Raw genomic sequence first — 15,349 nt, forward strand, 5'->3', positions numbered from 1 at the left:
CGGCACTAGGTTCATCCAGTAGTCGCGCACCACCCGCCCGAAGTTCCCGGCCGCTGCTGGGACGCGGAGGATCCGCCGAAAACGATCATCCAGTCATGGCTTCCAGGTGGCCGAATCGGGCCACCTGTACCAGGAGAGAAACCTGTGGACGTTCCCGTCATCATCGCAGGCGGCGGACCGACCGGTCTGTGCGCCTCCATCGCACTGTCCCGCTTGGACGTGCGTTCGCTGCTGGTGGAGCGGCATCCCGCCACGTCGGCCTTCCCCAAGGGCCGCGCCCTCAGCATCCGCACGATGGAGATCCTCCGGCGCTACGGCCTCGAGGACCACGTCACCAAGGCAGGGCTTCCCCGTACGGAGAGCCTGCACTTCTACTTCGGCGACGCGCTCACCTCGGCCGAGTACATCCGCCGCGGCAACCTGCCGGATCCCGCCAGGGCGGCGCTGAGTCCCACCTTCACCACCGTCTGCTCCCAGGACATCCTGGAACCGCTGCTCCGCGAAGAGGCGGAAGCCCAGGCGTGCGGGGAACTCTGGTTCGGCCACGAACTGGTCGCCCTCTCCCAGGACCCGACTGGCGTCACCGCCGAGATCCAGGGACCGGATGGAACCACCAGGATCATCCGCGCCGCCTACCTGATCGGGGCCGACGGCGCCGGCAGCTTCGTCCGCCGCCGCCTCGGCATCACGATGGACGGCGACGCCGAGCTCAGCCGCAACCTCAACATCCTGTTCGACGCCGACCTGCGGCCGCGGGTGCGGGATCGGCTCAGCTTGATCTACACGATCGCCAATCCGTCGCTCACCGGTACCTTCATGGCGGTGGACAACCAGCGCCGCTGGCTGTTCAACCTCATCCACGACCCCGCCCGGCAGGGCGTCGACGGGCTCACCCGGGACGGATGCGTGGAGGTCGTCCGGCGCGCCGCCGGCCTGCCGGATCTTGAACTGACCGTGACCGGCGTACAGGAGTGGACCGCGGCGGCCCTGCTGGCCCGCCATTACCGGGACGACCGGGTGTTCCTGGCCGGGGACGCCGCCCACCCGATGACGCCCTACGGCGGATTCGGCATGAACTGCGGCATCCAAGACGCCGACAATCTGGCCTGGAAATTGGCCTGGGTACTGGCAGGGAAGGCGGGGACGGCACTGCTCGGCAGCTACGAGGCCGAGCGGCGTCCGGTGGGCGCGGCCACGGTGGCCGAGAGTCGCCACAGCCTGCTGGCCGCCCTCGCCGCGAGCGGGGTTTCCGGCCCGCGCCCGCAGGGCCGTCCCAGTGATGGACTCGTTCTCGGCTACACCTACGACGGACCAGCCGCGGCCGTCGTGCCGGATGGGAGCGCGCCGCCGGACATTTCCGACGCCGTGGCCGTCTACCAGCCGGTCGCACGGCCGGGTCACCGCGTGCCGCACGCCTGGCTGACCGACGAGGACGGGCGCACGGTCTCCACGCTTGACCTCACCGGCCCCGGCTTCGTCCTGCTGACCGGCCGGCCCGACGCCTGGCGGACGGCGACGCCCCCGGACGTCGCCGTCCACGAGATCCCCGAGCGGCTCGCCCACGCCTGGGGCATCGAGGCCGGTGGCGCCGTCCTGGTCCGGCCCGACGACCACATCTGCTGGCGATCCCCGGGCCTTCCGGCCGGGGCGGCCCCGGTCGGCGGCGCGTTGGATCTCGTCCTCGGCAGGCGAACGGCGGCAGTCCAAGCGTGACTGTTCATCGCGCCGCCCGCGGCGCCGGGGTGGTGACGTGGGCGTCCGCCGTCGGGAAGATCAGGCGCTGGGGAAGCACGGGACAGGTTCGGCCGATTGTGGGAGCATTTGGGCGTCATGCGTGCTCATTTCCCCTTGCGTCTCCTGAGGTCAGCGGCGTTCACCGCTGTCTGCGTCGTGCTGGCGGCGCTGGGGCACTGGTTCGCGGGTGGAGCCTCCCCGGGTATCGGTACGGCGCTGGTGAGCGCGGGTGCCGTCATGACGGTGACCGTGGTCCTGGCCGGCCGGGAACGATCTCCCGCGGTGGTCGTCGGACTGCTGGTGGCGGCGCAGTTGATCTTGCATGAACTGTTCGCCGCGCCCGCCGGGCCGCCGCACGCGCATGTGCTGAGCGTCGATGTCGGAATGCTGCTCTGCCACGGCGTGGCGGCGGCGATCACCGGGTGGGTGCTGGCCCGGGGCGAGACCGCGCTCTGGTCGGTGGTGCGCCTGAGGCGTCGCCCGCCTGTTCCGGATCCTGCTATCCGGGCGTGCCCCACTCGAAACGCGACCACGGGCCGCGACGCCGGTGTCCCGCCACGCGCTGCTGTCCGATCGTCTGCTCCTGTACGCCGTCCTGCGGCGTGGTCCTCCGCTTCCAGCCGGTTCCTGAACCCTCGCCCGAGCACGTGCTCGGGTGTTTCCGGCATTCCTCACACCAAAGTGGAGTCATCCATGTCCGTCTCAATCGCCGGTCGCCGTACCGGCATTGTCGCCGCCGCCGCGTTCGCCGTGGTGCTGGGCTTGGCCGTACCGGCGCTGGCGCATGTCACGATCCAGCCGGGAACCGCGGAGAAGGGCGGTTTCACGAAGATCGCCTTCCGGGTCCCGAACGAAAGGGACGACGCCTCGACCACCAAACTCGAGGTCACCTTCCCGACCGACACCCCGCTGCCCTTCGTCTCGGTCAAGCCCATCCCCGGCTGGGACACCAAGCTGACCGAGGGCAAACTGCCCAAGCCCGTCGTCTCCGACGACGGCGACTCGGTCGACGAGGCCGTGCTGAAGATCACCTGGACCGGCGGCAAGATCGCGCCCGGCGAGTTCCAGGAGTTCGAAGTCTCAGTCGGTCCGCTGCCGGAGGACGTCGACCAGATCGTCTTCCCCACCGAGCAGACCTACTCCAGCGGCGAGGTCGTCAAGTGGGCCGACGCGCCCGCCGCGGACGGTAGCGAGGCCGAGCACCCCGCGCCCGTCCTCAAGCTCGTCGCCCCGACGGGTGAGGACGACCACCACGGCACCGCAGCCGTGTCCCCGTCAGCCGCCCCGACCACGGCGGCACCCTCGGTGTCCCCCGCTGCCGCGTCGGACCACGACACCGCCGCCGCCTCATCCTCATCCGACGGTACGGCCAGGCTCCTGGGCGGCCTGGGCATCGCGGTCGGCGTCGTCGGCGCCGCCATCGGCGTCCTCGGCCTCCGCCGCTCCCGGGCCCAGTAATCCGGTCACGACGGTGATCGCGGGCTTCCCGACCGGGATGGCCCGCGATCACCGTCAGACCAGGAGGCCAGCCAGCCGGAACCCGGGTTCGCCATGTTCAGCCGGCCTGGCGAGCGGAACGCCCGTGAGATCAGGCCGAATTCGCGGGAACTTTTCGCGACGCCCATCCGACCCACTGATCATGACGCCCGAGTGAGGCTGTTGAGCCAGGAATGAACCCGCTCACGTAGCCAGCCGTAACTGGCGGTGACGGTGGAAGACCTGTTCAACGGAGATCGCCATGAACGCAAACGCTCACGTGATGCACGGGTCGTCGAGGAAGCGGGATTCAGCTCCTGAGAAACGCCACTCGGGTAATACCGGCCTTTTGATGAGGACATCGATGGGAACGCCCACTGTCACGACCACCGAGCTCTCCATCGGTGGCATGACCTGCGCCGCGTGCGCGGGGCGGATCGAGCGGAAGCTGAACAAGCTCGACGGCGTGAGCGTCTCGGTCAATTACGCGACCGAGAGGGCGAGCGTCACCCACCCCGCGGATCTCGACCCGGCGATCCTGGTGGCGGAGGTGGAACGCGCCGGATACACCGCCGAGCTGCCTCGCGAGCAACCACCGGACGAGCGGCGCTCGCTCTGGGCGCTGGAGGAACGTCTGGTCGTCTCCGCGGGCTGCGCCGTCAGCGTGATCATTCCCGCCATGGTCCCGGCGCTGTGGATCACCGGCTGGGAGTGGGTCAGCCTGGCGCTCACCCTGCCGATCGTGGTGTACGGCGGGTGGCCGTTCCACCGGGCCGCCTTGGCCAACCTCCGGCAGCGCACGGCCACGATGGACACGCTGGTGTCGCTGGGCACCCTGGTCGCGTTCTGCTGGTCGCTCTGGGAACTGCTCTTGCCGGCGGCGGGGCATCATGGCGGGCCGGCGGTCTCGGACCATCCTCTGGTGTACTTCGAGGTCGCCGCCGGAGTGACCGTGTTCATCCTGACCGGCCGCTATCTGGAGGCCAGGGCCAAACGCCGCGCGGGCGCGGCACTGCGCGCGCTGCTGGATCTCGGCGCCAAAGAGGTCGCCCTGCTCAGGGAGGGCGAGGAGGTCCGGGTACCCGCCGACCGGATCACGGTGGGCGACCTGTTCGTGGTACGGCCAGGCGAGAAGATCGCCACCGACGGCGTGGTGACCGAGGGCGCCTCGGCCGTGGACACCAGCCTGCTCACCGGAGAGCCCGTACCCGTGGAGGCCGGCGTAGGAGACCGGGTGATCGGCGCCACGGTCAACGCGGGCGGCCGCCTGGTGGTACGCGCCACCCAGGTCGGCGAAGACACCCGGCTGGCACAGATCGGCCGGCTGGTGGAGGCAGCCCAGTCGGGCAAAGCGGAGGCGCAACGGCTGGCCGACCGGGTGTCGGCGGTCTTCGTGCCCGTGGTCATCGCGGTCGCGGTCACCACGTTCGCGCTCTGGCTGCTGCTCGGCGCCGACCCGTCCGCGGGCATCCGGGCCGCCATCACCGTTCTGATCATCGCGTGCCCGTGCGCCCTCGGTCTGGCCACCCCGACCGCGCTGCTGGTCGGCACCGGCCGTGGCGCACAGCTCGGGATCGTGGTCAAGGGTCCGGAGGCGCTGGAACGGACTCGCCGGATCGACACCGTCGTACTCGACAAGACCGGCACGGTGACCGAGGGGCGGATGACCCTCTGCCGCGTGGTGCCCGCCGAGGAAGAGAACCCGGAGGAGATCCTCCGCCTGACCGGCGCGCTGGAGCGCGCCTCGGAACATCCCATCGGGCGGGCGATCGCCGACGCCGCCCGCTCGCCGCTGGCCGTGGCGGAGTTCACGGCCCTGCCCGGGCTCGGGGTCCAGGGCCGGGTGGCCGGCAAAGCGGTGCTGGCCGGACGTCCCGGCCTGGTGGCCGAGCGGTGGGGGCCGCTGCCCGCCTCCCTGGAGAAGGCGCTCGCCGAAGCCGAGTCGGCCGGGTCCACGGCAGTGGTCACGGGGTGGGACGGCCTGGCCCGGGGCGTGCTGGTGATCGCCGACGCGGTCAAACCGACTTCGGCGCAGGCCATCAGGGAATTGAAGGACCTGGGCTTGTCGTCGGTGCTGCTGACCGGCGATCACCCGGCTGTGGCCGAGGCCGTCGCGGCCCAGGTCGGCATCGACCGGGTGATCGCCGGAGTGCTACCGGAGGGCAAGGTCGAGGTGATCCGCGATCTGCAACGGCAGGGGCGGGTGGTCGCCATGGTCGGCGACGGCGTCAACGACGCGGCCGCACTCGCCCAAGCCGATCTGGGCATCTCGATGGGCACCGGCACCGACGCCGCGATCCACGCGTCCGACCTGACGCTGGTCCGCGGCGACCTGCGCGCGGCGGCGGACGCGATCCGGCTCGCCCGGCGCACGCTGGCGACCATCAAGGGCAACCTGTTCTGGGCCTTCGCCTACAACGTCGCGGCCCTCCCGCTGGCCGCCGCCGGCCTGCTCCACCCCATGATCGCCGGGGCCACGATGGGGCTGTCGAGCATCTTCGTGCTCACCAACAGCCTGCGCCTACGCAGATTCCACTAGTTCCTGAGGGTTAGCTCTCATGCGAGTGACATTCAGCTAAAAAACCCTCTCAAGGTGGAACCTTTCCCACCATCGCCACGACAGGTCACATACGCGGCTATTTCGGTATCCGTTTGGGTTGATGATCTGTCAGGAGAGGGAGTGGCCGGATGTCGGGAGCGAAGGAGCGCCGGCGTCGCGTCGAGGAAATGCGACAGGAGCAGTCGCGCCGCCGCGCGGATGCGGTCCGGCGCCGGCGGATGACCATGGTCGGCGCGCCGATCGCGGCGGTCGTCCTGGTGCTCGGCGTGATGGTGGTGATCAAGCTCAGCGGGACCGGCGCGCCCGCCGAGGTGCCGAAGGCCGCTGCCGGGAGCACCGTGGCCAAACTCACGGGAGTACCCGCACAGACGCTGATCAAGGCCGGTCCCCCACCTGACGGGACCAGACTGCTGCCCGTCTCCGGCGAGCCGCCGCTGGAGCAGGACGGCAAGCCGAGGATCCTGTACCTGGGCGCGGAGTACTGCCCCTACTGCGCGGCCCAGCGGTGGCCGCTGATCGTGGCACTGTCCCGGTTCGGCACCTTCACCGGCCTCCAGGAGTCCCGCTCCTCCGCCACGGACGTCTTCCCGAACACGGCCACCTTCACGTTCCGGTCGGCGAGCTACGCCAGTCCGTACCTGGCGTTCACGGCGGTGGAGACGCAGGACGCGGAGGGCCGCCCCCTGCAGCGCCTGAACGACGCGGACGCGGCGCTGGTGGGCAAGCTCAACGCCCCGCCGTACACGCCCGAGGAGTCCCGCGGATCGATCCCGTTCATCGATTTCGGCAACCGGTACCTGACCACCGGGGCCAGCCTCTCGCCGCAGCTGTTCGACGGGCTGGACCACGCGCAGATCGCCGACCGGCTGGCGGACCCCGCCGACGCCATCGGCAAGCCGGTGAGCGGCATCGCCAACCTCATGACGGCGGGCATCTGCGCGCTCACCGCGAACCAGCCCGCCGACGTGTGCGGCGACCCCGTCGTGAAGAGCCTCGGGGAGGGACTGAATGGCAACTGACGACCCCGGGCAGCCCGCCCGCTGGGTTCCGCCGGCCGGGACGGTACTGGCCCTGACCGGACTGGCGATCTCGATCTACCTGACCATCGCGCACTACACCGATCCCCGGACCCTGGCCTGCCCTGACACCGGCGCGCTCGACTGCGCCAAGGTCACCACCAGCGCCGAGTCGATGGTCCTCGGCCTGCCCGTCGCCGTCTACGGCCTGCTGTTCTTCGGGGCGATGGCGCTACTCAACCTGCCGGCGGCCTGGCGGCGGCAGGACGTCCGGCTGACAGTGGCGCGCCTGGCCGCGGCGGGGGTCGGCGTGGTCACCGTGCTCTATCTGGTGTACGTCGAACTGTTCCGGGTGAACGCGATCTGCCTCTGGTGCACCGGCGTGCACGTGGTGGTCTTCGCCCTGTTCGCGGTCACGCTGATCGGTTCGTCGAAGACGCTGGTCGACTGAGTTCGTGGGACCGGAGGAGGGTTCGGGCACAACCGGCCGGGACCCTCCTCGCGGCGTTGCTCAGCGCTCCTCCGGCGGCCGGGAGAGCACCCGGTCCTCAAGGTAGCAACTGCAGCTTCCGCAACCAGGCGTCATACCTGACCCCTTTCTCGCTTGCCGTCCGACTGAACGGTACGTCACGACGACGAAAAGGCAACATCGAAATTGTGTTCCGATCATCCGGCGTTCGGTCCTGCCGATTCGGAGATCGCCCTCGTTGTGATGGTTCCGTTAGCCCTGTTTTCTTGTACTTTTCGCCACTTCTTGAAACATTCACGTTGAATGGAACGGTGGAGGGCGTCGTGGAGCTGTATCCGATGGCCCGGGCCGGACATGGTCGGGGCGTCCCGATCCTAGACCGTCTCGTAGAGATCGTCACCATGTTGCTCGTTCCGGCGTCCTGGGGGGTCGTCGGCTGGGTTGTGGCCGACTGGGCCGGCGTGGCGGCCGGGAGCGCGGCCGGCATATTCGTCACCGGCCTCATCGCCCTGGCGATCTATCGGCGGCCGAACCGATCGGATCCGCCCAAGGCCTGGTGAGGACGCCCGCGGCTCCCGGAGATCCCCGCACGGGCCTGTGCGCACCGCCACCAGGACGGCGTCATCCGGATCAGCTACCAGGGCCGGACGGATGGTACGCGAGTCGGTGACCCTTCATAGCAGCCTCTCGCTCCGGCTGTCGGCGGCCCGTGTCGATGTCTCCGGCACGGGCCGCGGGACTCAGGCGGCGCGTTCGGCCTCGGTGAGCGAGGCCACGAGCTGGCCGCGGGCCCGGGCGACGCGGGAACGAATTGTGCCCACCGGACAACCCAGCAGCGTGGCGGCTTCGGCGTAGGGCAGGCCCATGATCTGGGTGAGCACGAACGCCTCACGGCGCTCACGCGGGACTTCGGCCAGTAACGCGGCCAGGGCGACCCTGTCCTCCGTACCGGGCAGGCCACGCGGCTGGCGGCGCTCGGCGGCGGACTGCCAGTCGGCGAGGTCGGCGACGACCGGGCGGGCTGAGGTGGACCGGAACCGGTCCACGACCACCCGGCGTGCGATGGCCAGCAACCACGTCCGGGCCGACGAATGGCCCGCGAATCTGGGCAGGCTGCCCAGGACTCGTACGAAGGTCTCCTGGGTGAGGTCATCGGCGGACTGGCTGTCGGTGAGGTAGGCCATGAAGCGCCGGACATCGGCGTAGACCGCGCGGGTAAAGGCTTCGACTTCGGCGGGCGCGCCTTCACGTGCGGCCAGCGCGAGCACGGTCAGACGATGCTCGTCCTCGGGCCTTCGGGGGTGGATGGTGGCAGAGCTCATACTGATCGTTCCTTTGGGGAAGCGCACGACGACTGCCAGGCGGAGCTACTCCGTCCGGTAGAACAAGGTGATAGGACCGGTCCTGCGCGCTCAGGCGAGGCCGGTGGGAAGAGCCGCCGGTGGGGCGCGTCCACTGCTGATGTGCCGCGGCGGCACCGGCCGCGGCATGTCGAGCGCGCCGGATGCCGCCCGGCGTTCGACCGGGGGGAAGCCCGCCGGCCCCGGCGGGAGCATTCGCGCGAACAGCCGGGTCATCAGCCGCCGCAGGATGGCCCAGAGCATGGCCTCGCCGCGCGCGAGCCAGAGAGCGGTGAGTCCCACGGCCCAGCAGTGCATGATGAGCATGCCGAGATCGGGAACCAGGCCGGAGGCGTGCACGTGCACGCCGATCGCGGCCGGCGGACGCGGTTCCCGGGCCGTGGCGAAGAGCAGGTGCAGGGCCACCTGCAAGCCGGTCAGCAGTCCGAGAATCACGCCGGGGCCGCGCTCACGGCCGGTGGCGGGCAGCGCCACCAGGAAGGCGACCGCGAGGCCGCCGGCCAGCACGGGTCCGGCGACCGCGCCGCCACCCGCCAGGTGGGCGGCCAGACCCAGCCCGGCGCACACCACGGCGAAGGCCGCGGCGCGGGCCAGGCGGAGCGTCAGTCCGGCGGTCATGGCTCGGGGCTCAACTCTCGTTGCCGGTCCGGCTCCCGCGGAGAGGATTTATCCAGACCAGCACGCCGATCCCCGCCAGGACGGCCAGCCCGATCCACAACCAACCCGGAATCCCCGCCGAGGACGTGTCCTCAGCAGCAGCGGGGGCCGGGGATGCCTGGGATGAGGAAGGCGAGGCGGAGGTGACGGAGGCGGCCCCACCGGTGATGGTGAAAGGGATCTCCCCTTCGATGGGGTGTCCGTCGGAGGAGACCACCCGCCAGGCGATCACGTACCCGCCGGGTGCCAGCGGGCCGCTGACATCGGCGCGGACGAGACGGCCTTCCGGGCGCGGCTTGGCCAACGCGACGGGCCGGCCTGCCACGTCATGCAGGACGACGGCGGGGAAACGCACGCGGGCGCTGTACTCCAACTCGATCGTCTGGACGCCCGAGACGCTCGCGTTCTTGGCCGGCGCACTTCTCTTCAGGCTGTCGTGCGCGGACGCGGCCGGCGCGGTGAGATCGAACAGGACGCCCCAGGCGAGAACGGTCGCGGCGGCGAAGGTGATAAATCGCGGCAAAGGTGCCATTAGCAAACTCCACGGCGGATATCCCGGGCATGCCGGGTGTAACGGGAACAGCGCCGCCGCAACCCGCGGAGCGCCTGATCACCGGAGGCCGGCCGCGGTGAAATCTCAGCCGGCGTGAAACACCGCTGGAGGACCACGACGGCATACCGCGGACGCGATTTCCCAGCCCGTGAAGTAGTCACACACGCCGACCGGCACCGCCGCTCGCGGTGGTGGAAACTGGCCGCGGAGCGCGGTGAGGAGCCATCGGAACGCGGCGAGAGAGCCCATCGCCCACAGGCGCAGCATCAGCCACACCGCGCGCTCACCTCGATAGAGCCACCAGCCGGTAAGTGCCGCTGTCACGAGGTGAACCACAAACATGCCCAGGCGATGGCCATGCCCGGGTAGGGCCGGCGCCGGGGCGGACCACGCGAACAGCTGATGAAGGACGACCTGGGCCGCGACCGTCGACGCCAGCACCACCTCGGCGCCACGCTCACTACGGTTGACCGCGTAGGCCATCAGCAGAGCGCCCAGGACACCGGCACCCATCGCCCAGCCGGGAACCGGTTCGCCACCGGCGAAGGCGTGCCCGCCGACGGAGACGACGACACACGCCACGGCGAAGGCGGCGGCGCGCACCAAGCGAAGGCTCGGCTCCCGGGGGGACACGACCGACATCCTTTCAGCGAAAGGGCTCGCTGAGAAGACGTCCCCGCAGGATCGTGTTGACGTGAACCCGCGTCCGTATTTCTGCTGATGGCCCGCGTTCTGCCACCCGAACTCCCAGCACAGAACGGCGGCACGCCTCGCGCACCTCGTCCAGCTCGTCGGCAGAAGGAAGGGCGCGACCACGACGTCCCCGGCCTCAAACCGGACACGTCATGGTGGTCTCAGGTACGAATTCCACGCGCCGACGGGTATCGGCGGCGCGTGGGATTCGCCCAGGGGCCCAACGGTGGGACGGTAGCGCGGGTCAGAGTGTGGTGCCGCTGCCCGAGGTGACCTGGGTGGCGTCCTCCGCAGGCGCTGCTGCGTTCTGGTCGAGGGTGGTGGGGAGAGCCGACTCCTGCCGGGTGGTCCTGCGGCGTTCGAGCAGGACGTCGACGGCGAGGAAGACGCCGAGACTGATGGCGAACAGCGGGACGAAATAGGCGATGAACAGCGTGACCACGGTGACCAGGATCAGCACGCCCGGAGAGAGCGCCCGGAGGCTACCGCGCGGCGCCGGGCGGCCGAAGCGGGCGCCGGTGCCGTTCCGTCTGGTCGGCCTGCGCTGCCACCACATCCGGTAACCACGCAAGATGACGAAGATGAGGCCGACCGCCAGGGCGATGAGGACCAGCTGGTTGGCCAGACCGAACAGGATGCCCATGTGTGCGTCGATCGTCCAGTAGGTCATCTTGGCCATGAACGGCCAGTCGGCGAGGTTGACCCGGTCGACGACCGCACCGGTGGCGCCGTCGACGGAGACGGCGTCGTACCGGGTCGGCCAGTCGCGCTTCCGTTCCGCCACGGTCCAGGCCGACCCCGCGTCCTCCGGAGGCGTGATGAACAGGGGCACCTGAAGGCCCTGGCCCGTGGCGGTGGCCATGACCCCGTCGATACCCGCCCCGGACGTGAAGACCGCGTCGCCGCCCGCGCCGCCGGCAGCACTGTGCTGGTGTTCGCCCCCGCCGCCGGCTGCGGCGCTCAGGCTGGTCTCCAGCGGCCGGCTGTTCCAGTCCAGCAGCGTCCGTACGTCGGCGATCTTCGCCCCCGCGTAGTTGGACCAGGTCAGCCCGGTCGCCGACAGCAGAAGCAGCCCGACGGCGATCCAGACGCCGGTCGCCGCATGCCACGACAGGTTACGGCCCCTCCCCCGGCTGGAGGTGTCCGGCAGCACGATGCGCCTCAGCCGCCGTTGGGTACGGCGCCGCCCTATCCACAGCGCGAGCCCGCCGAGCACGACGATCCACATCCAGCTCGCGGCCAGTTCGCTGTAGTTCCGCCCGAACGCCCCCAGGTGCAGGGTGCGGTGAAGGTCGTCGATCCAGGCGCGTACACCAAGCCATTGCCCGAACGTCGCCACCTGCCCGCGGACTTCAGCGGTGTACGGGTTGACGAAGACCGCCATCGCGTAGTCGGCCGGCACCGTGGCGTCGCTGAAGACCACCCGGGTGGTACTGGTCGCGTCGATGGCGGGCATCACCTCGACGATCTCGCCGTCCGGATGGACCGCTCTGGCCGCGGCGACCTGCCCACTGAGCGGGAGCGCGGCCGTCCCGGCGGTGACGCGGAGCTCGTGGTCGTACACAATCTGCTCGATCTGCGGCGCGACCGTGTACAGCAGCCCGGTGGACGCCGCGATCAGGATGAACGGCGCGATAAGCACACCCGCGTAGAAGTGCATGCGCAGCAGCAGCGGCCGCAGTTGCGTCCAGACACCGCGTCGCCGCGCCGCCCGCGGGGCCGCCGCGGTGTCCGGCTGGGGAAGTTGGTCGGTGGTCACGGAAATCCTCTCCAGGTCAGGTCAAAGCCGGTGCCGCGACTTGAGGCCGACGTCAACGACCACCGGAGGGCAGGCGCCCGCCCGGGGGACACCGCCCAGGACGATGGACGGCTCGTTTCTGTCGGCCGAACTGAGGGCCGTCGGCGGCACCAGCGCTCTGTCCAGGAAAGAGATGTCTGCGCTGTCACCTGCGCGACCTCCTCGGCATTCGAGCGGCTGTGGGGGGAACGGCCCTCAGAAGCCAGGTGCCAGGCCGGCCGCCGCTACGCCTCACCGGGCTCATGAGACGTAGTCGTGGCCGATCCCCGTCCAGTTCCCGGCCGGTCTCATGTGTTCATACCGTTATGAGAGTTTTGTCGGTTCGGTTGCCCGGGTGACCTGAGAGGCGGAAGCGCCGGTCTGTACGACCTCGTGGCGGCGGCGTCCGCCCTGCGTCGCCAGGCAGGCCATTGACGGGCTTTCGCGGACCCGATGAGAATGGCCACGCAGCACCGCGCCGAAGTCGTGGCACCGGCGGGCGACGGGCTGCTCATCCCCTCCCGGTGATCGGCGCACCGGCCCTTCGTCGGAGAGAAACGATGCTGCGTCTGAGCACATCGGCCCTCATGGCCTCTGTCCTGCTACTCACTGGCTGTGGCACCGCCGAGCCCGCACCTACCGTCGCGGGCGTCAAGGAGATCAGCGTCACGATCGCCGGCGGTCGCGTTACTCCCCCGCCGTCACGGGTGGAGGTTCCGAAGGGGCAGAAGGTGAGAGTCACCGTCACCAGTGACAAAGCGGACGAGGCGCACGTGCACGGCTACGACAAGGCTGCCGACGTCGAGCCCGGCAAGCCCGCCACGATCGAGTTCGCAGCTGACCGAGACGGGCTCTTCGAGGTCGAAACGCATGGCGCGGGACTTCAGCTCTTCCAGCTTGCCGTTCGATAGCCGTTCCAGCCGGCAGGCGGCGCGTCACGGACGACTGATGCGCCGAGCCCGTCACAGGTATGATCTTGGTGGAGCTGACGGTCGTGCCGGTCAGCTCTCACCGAGATCACCATTCCACCGGCAGCGCGTCCAGGCCGTACACGATCGCGAGTGCCCGGAAACGCGGCTCACCGGAGAGCCGTAGAGTGGGAAAGCGGCGCAGCAGCGCGGGGAACGCGATGCGCAATTCCATCTGAGCCAGCGGCGCGCCCACACAGCGGTGGATGCCATGGCCGAAAGCCAGGTGCGAGCGTGCGTCACGCGAGGGGTCGACCCCGTCCATCACAGGGCCGAGCGCCGGATCTCGGTTGGCGGCCACGAGGGAACACAGCACCATCTGCCCGCGGCTGATCTGCTGGCCGGCGATGACGACATCCTCGCGGGCGAAGCGGGGGAAAGCGACCTGGACGACGGTCAGGTAGCGAAGGAGCTCTTCAACCAGGCGATCGATCGGATAGTTCGGGTCGATGATCGCCGCTGAGTGGTCCGGGTGCTCCAGCAACCAGAGCCCGCCGAGGGCCAGCATGCTGGTACTGGTGTCGTGACCGCCAGTCAGCAAGCCGTCGGCCAGGCTGGCCAGCTCACGATCGGTGACGCCCTGGCCGTGCAGACGGATCAGAGCGCCCAGCAGTCCGTCGCCGGGTGCCAGACGCTCCCGCCCGACCAGCTCCGTCAGATAGACCATGGAATCGTTGATCGCCTGAAGCGAGCTCTCCGGCCCGGCAGAGAAGTCGAAACGATCGGCACTGAGCTGGAGAAACTCCTTGCGATCCTCGTACGGGACGCCCAGCAGCTCGCACACGACGAGCGACGGGACGGGGAGCGCGAAATCCTGCACGAGATCGGCAGGCGGTCCTTTCGCCTCCATCCGGTCCAGATAGTCATCCACGATTGCCCGAATGCGAGGTTCCAGGCGGTTGAGCCGCCGCATGGTGAACTCGGGTGTGAGCATTTTTCGCAGGCGAGTGTGCTCGGGCGGATCGCGGAAGCCGAGCCCGCCGGGATCCTCCTGCTGCGAGCCAGCGGCGATGATGTTGCCGAAGTCGTTGCTGAACCGCTCATGATCGCCGAGGACGGCGCGTACATCGTCATAACGGGTGACGAGCCACACGGTCGAGCCGTCGGGCATGGGCAGGGGATAGACCGGCTGTTCCGTGCGCATACGTGCCAGCTCGGCCACGGGATCCATGCCTTCGCGCAGGAACTGCACGAGGGGAAATTCTGAGTCGGACATGCTGCTGTTCCTCATATCGGATTCGCCCGGTGGGCGCAGAAGAGACCCGCGCGACCAACGATCGGCGTCTGGGGCTGTGCGAGAGGGGATGCCCCTCTTACGGCGGTCCTCGCCGGCTGATCGCGTCAGTCCGATGACGCGACGGCACGGAACGAGCGTCGGTCCCTACGAATAACACCGGCGGCAGGGACGGCAGAGCGACCAGGAGGGCCAGCACATGCGGAAGCCGGGCACCGGCCGTCCGCAGCAACGTCCACAGGAGCGCCTCGCCCTTTGCCAGCCACATGGCCGTGAGGACGATCGACCATGTGTGCACGAGCAACATGCCGATGCCGGAAGTCAACTCTGCGTGGACATGTCCGACGACCATCCCGGAAGCGGGTGCCTCAAGCACCGTGAAAAGCAGGTGCAGCACCAGTTGAACGCCGGCCAGGAACAGCATGATCAGCTTGAGCGACCGCTCCCGCGAGGTCAACGGCATGGCAGCGGCGAACGAGATCACCAGTCCCGCGGGGAAGTCCCCCGCCGACAACCCCGCCCCGCCCAGCGCGTGGGCCACTGCGGCCAGCCCGGCGCAGACCACGGCGAAGGCCGTGGCCCGAATGACCCGGAAAGGCAGAGCCGCAGGCATAGTGCCCGCATCATCGCATGTCGCACCGATACGCGATGCCAACGGACGAAGCCCAAGACCCCGCCGGGTTCGATCATGCCTTCAGGCATGCGCGCCCGCCCAGACGACGGGTCCCTTCGTGCTCCGTAGCAGCCGAATACGACCAGGGGTTCGGCGGAACCTGGGCTCATCGCCGTCTTCTTTCCTAACCTTTCGATGTCCTCGGACGTATCGCGCTGGCGATGGCCCGGCAGGTGAC

General features: G+C 69.5%; 14 protein-coding genes. 7 read left to right on the forward strand and 7 right to left on the reverse strand.

The window, feature by feature from the left end; all coding sequences use genetic code 11:
• Positions 1–144: 144 nt before the first annotated feature.
• From Acor_RS40265 to Acor_RS40290, 6 genes are all read left to right on the forward strand, one after another.
• Positions 145–1,713 (forward strand): FAD-dependent monooxygenase, encoded by a 1,569-nt coding sequence (locus tag Acor_RS40265; protein WP_155342027.1) that lies wholly within the window; start codon positions 145–147, stop codon positions 1,711–1,713.
• Between the two features lie 135 nt (positions 1,714–1,848).
• Positions 1,849–3,192: a YcnI family copper-binding membrane protein gene (locus tag Acor_RS45250; protein ID WP_246239822.1), complete on the forward strand. Its 1,344-nt coding sequence runs from the start codon at positions 1,849–1,851 to the stop codon at positions 3,190–3,192.
• Positions 3,193–3,574: 382 nt separating this feature from the next.
• The gene (locus Acor_RS40275) at positions 3,575–5,749 is read left to right on the forward strand and encodes a heavy metal translocating P-type ATPase (RefSeq protein WP_218034804.1); all 2,175 of its coding nucleotides are present in this window, start codon (positions 3,575–3,577) and stop codon (positions 5,747–5,749) included.
• Between the two features lie 149 nt (positions 5,750–5,898).
• Complete coding sequence (locus Acor_RS40280) at positions 5,899–6,789, forward strand: DUF929 family protein (RefSeq protein WP_155342029.1); 891 nt, start codon at positions 5,899–5,901, stop codon at positions 6,787–6,789.
• Positions 6,779–7,237, forward strand: coding sequence for a vitamin K epoxide reductase family protein (locus Acor_RS40285; protein WP_155342030.1), 459 nt, complete (start codon positions 6,779–6,781; stop codon positions 7,235–7,237). Before Acor_RS40280 ends, Acor_RS40285 begins: the two co-directional genes overlap by 11 nt.
• A gap of 341 nt (positions 7,238–7,578) precedes the next feature.
• Positions 7,579–7,815, forward strand: a complete 237-nt coding sequence (locus Acor_RS40290; protein ID WP_155342031.1) for a hypothetical protein — start codon at positions 7,579–7,581, stop codon at positions 7,813–7,815.
• Positions 7,816–7,995: 180 nt separating this feature from the next.
• Here the strand turns inward: Acor_RS40290 and Acor_RS40295 are convergent, their stop codons facing one another.
• From Acor_RS40295 to Acor_RS40315, 5 genes are all read right to left on the reverse strand, one after another.
• The gene (locus Acor_RS40295) at positions 7,996–8,577 is read right to left on the reverse strand and encodes a sigma-70 family RNA polymerase sigma factor (protein WP_155342032.1); all 582 of its coding nucleotides are present in this window, start codon (positions 8,575–8,577) and stop codon (positions 7,996–7,998) included.
• Between the two features lie 90 nt (positions 8,578–8,667).
• The gene (locus tag Acor_RS40300) at positions 8,668–9,234 is read right to left on the reverse strand and encodes an MFS transporter (RefSeq protein WP_155342033.1); all 567 of its coding nucleotides are present in this window, start codon (positions 9,232–9,234) and stop codon (positions 8,668–8,670) included.
• Positions 9,235–9,244: 10 nt separating this feature from the next.
• Positions 9,245–9,805, reverse strand: a complete 561-nt coding sequence (locus tag Acor_RS40305; protein WP_155342034.1) for a copper resistance CopC family protein — start codon at positions 9,803–9,805, stop codon at positions 9,245–9,247.
• Positions 9,806–9,910: 105 nt separating this feature from the next.
• The gene (locus Acor_RS40310; RefSeq protein ID WP_155342035.1) at positions 9,911–10,429 is read right to left on the reverse strand and encodes a hypothetical protein; all 519 of its coding nucleotides are present in this window, start codon (positions 10,427–10,429) and stop codon (positions 9,911–9,913) included.
• Positions 10,430–10,763: 334 nt separating this feature from the next.
• Positions 10,764–12,278 carry a PepSY-associated TM helix domain-containing protein gene (locus Acor_RS40315; protein ID WP_218034805.1) on the reverse strand — a complete coding sequence of 505 codons (1,515 nt, stop codon included), beginning with the start codon at positions 12,276–12,278 and terminating at the stop codon, positions 10,764–10,766.
• Between the two features lie 578 nt (positions 12,279–12,856).
• Between Acor_RS40315 and Acor_RS40320 the strand changes: the two genes are divergently transcribed.
• Positions 12,857–13,207: a cupredoxin domain-containing protein gene (locus Acor_RS40320; protein ID WP_155342036.1), complete on the forward strand. Its 351-nt coding sequence runs from the start codon at positions 12,857–12,859 to the stop codon at positions 13,205–13,207.
• Between the two features lie 106 nt (positions 13,208–13,313).
• Here Acor_RS40320 and Acor_RS40325 read toward each other — a convergent pair whose 3' ends face one another.
• Positions 13,314–14,480: a cytochrome P450 gene (locus tag Acor_RS40325; RefSeq protein WP_155342037.1), complete on the reverse strand. Its 1,167-nt coding sequence runs from the start codon at positions 14,478–14,480 to the stop codon at positions 13,314–13,316.
• A 97-nt stretch (positions 14,481–14,577) separates the two neighbouring features.
• Entirely contained in the window at positions 14,578–15,111 is a 534-nt protein-coding gene (locus Acor_RS40330) for an MFS transporter (RefSeq protein WP_155342038.1), read from the reverse strand.
• Positions 15,112–15,349: the final 238 nt, after the last annotated feature.

This window comes from Acrocarpospora corrugata, from assembly GCF_009687845.1.
Classification (GTDB): domain Bacteria; phylum Actinomycetota; class Actinomycetes; order Streptosporangiales; family Streptosporangiaceae; genus Acrocarpospora; species Acrocarpospora corrugata.

What these genes read in the sequence shown, in the direction of transcription:
- Acor_RS40300 (WP_155342033.1), bottom strand. Translation starts at nt 9,234, where the DNA reads ATGACCGCCGGACTGACGCTCCGCCTGGCCCGCGCCGCGGCCTTCGCC.
- Acor_RS40295 (WP_155342032.1), bottom strand. Translation starts at nt 8,577, where the DNA reads ATGAGCTCTGCCACCATCCACCCCCGAAGGCCCGAGGACGAGCATCGT.
- Acor_RS40280 (WP_155342029.1), top strand. Translation starts at nt 5,899, where the DNA reads ATGTCGGGAGCGAAGGAGCGCCGGCGTCGCGTCGAGGAAATGCGACAG.
- Acor_RS40285 (WP_155342030.1), top strand. Translation starts at nt 6,779, where the DNA reads ATGGCAACTGACGACCCCGGGCAGCCCGCCCGCTGGGTTCCGCCGGCC.
- Acor_RS40275 (WP_218034804.1), top strand. Translation starts at nt 3,575, where the DNA reads ATGGGAACGCCCACTGTCACGACCACCGAGCTCTCCATCGGTGGCATG.
- Acor_RS40305 (WP_155342034.1), bottom strand. Translation starts at nt 9,805, where the DNA reads ATGGCACCTTTGCCGCGATTTATCACCTTCGCCGCCGCGACCGTTCTC.
- Acor_RS40325 (WP_155342037.1), bottom strand. Translation starts at nt 14,480, where the DNA reads ATGTCCGACTCAGAATTTCCCCTCGTGCAGTTCCTGCGCGAAGGCATG.
- Acor_RS40320 (WP_155342036.1), top strand. Translation starts at nt 12,857, where the DNA reads ATGCTGCGTCTGAGCACATCGGCCCTCATGGCCTCTGTCCTGCTACTC.
- Acor_RS40330 (WP_155342038.1), bottom strand. Translation starts at nt 15,111, where the DNA reads ATGCCTGCGGCTCTGCCTTTCCGGGTCATTCGGGCCACGGCCTTCGCC.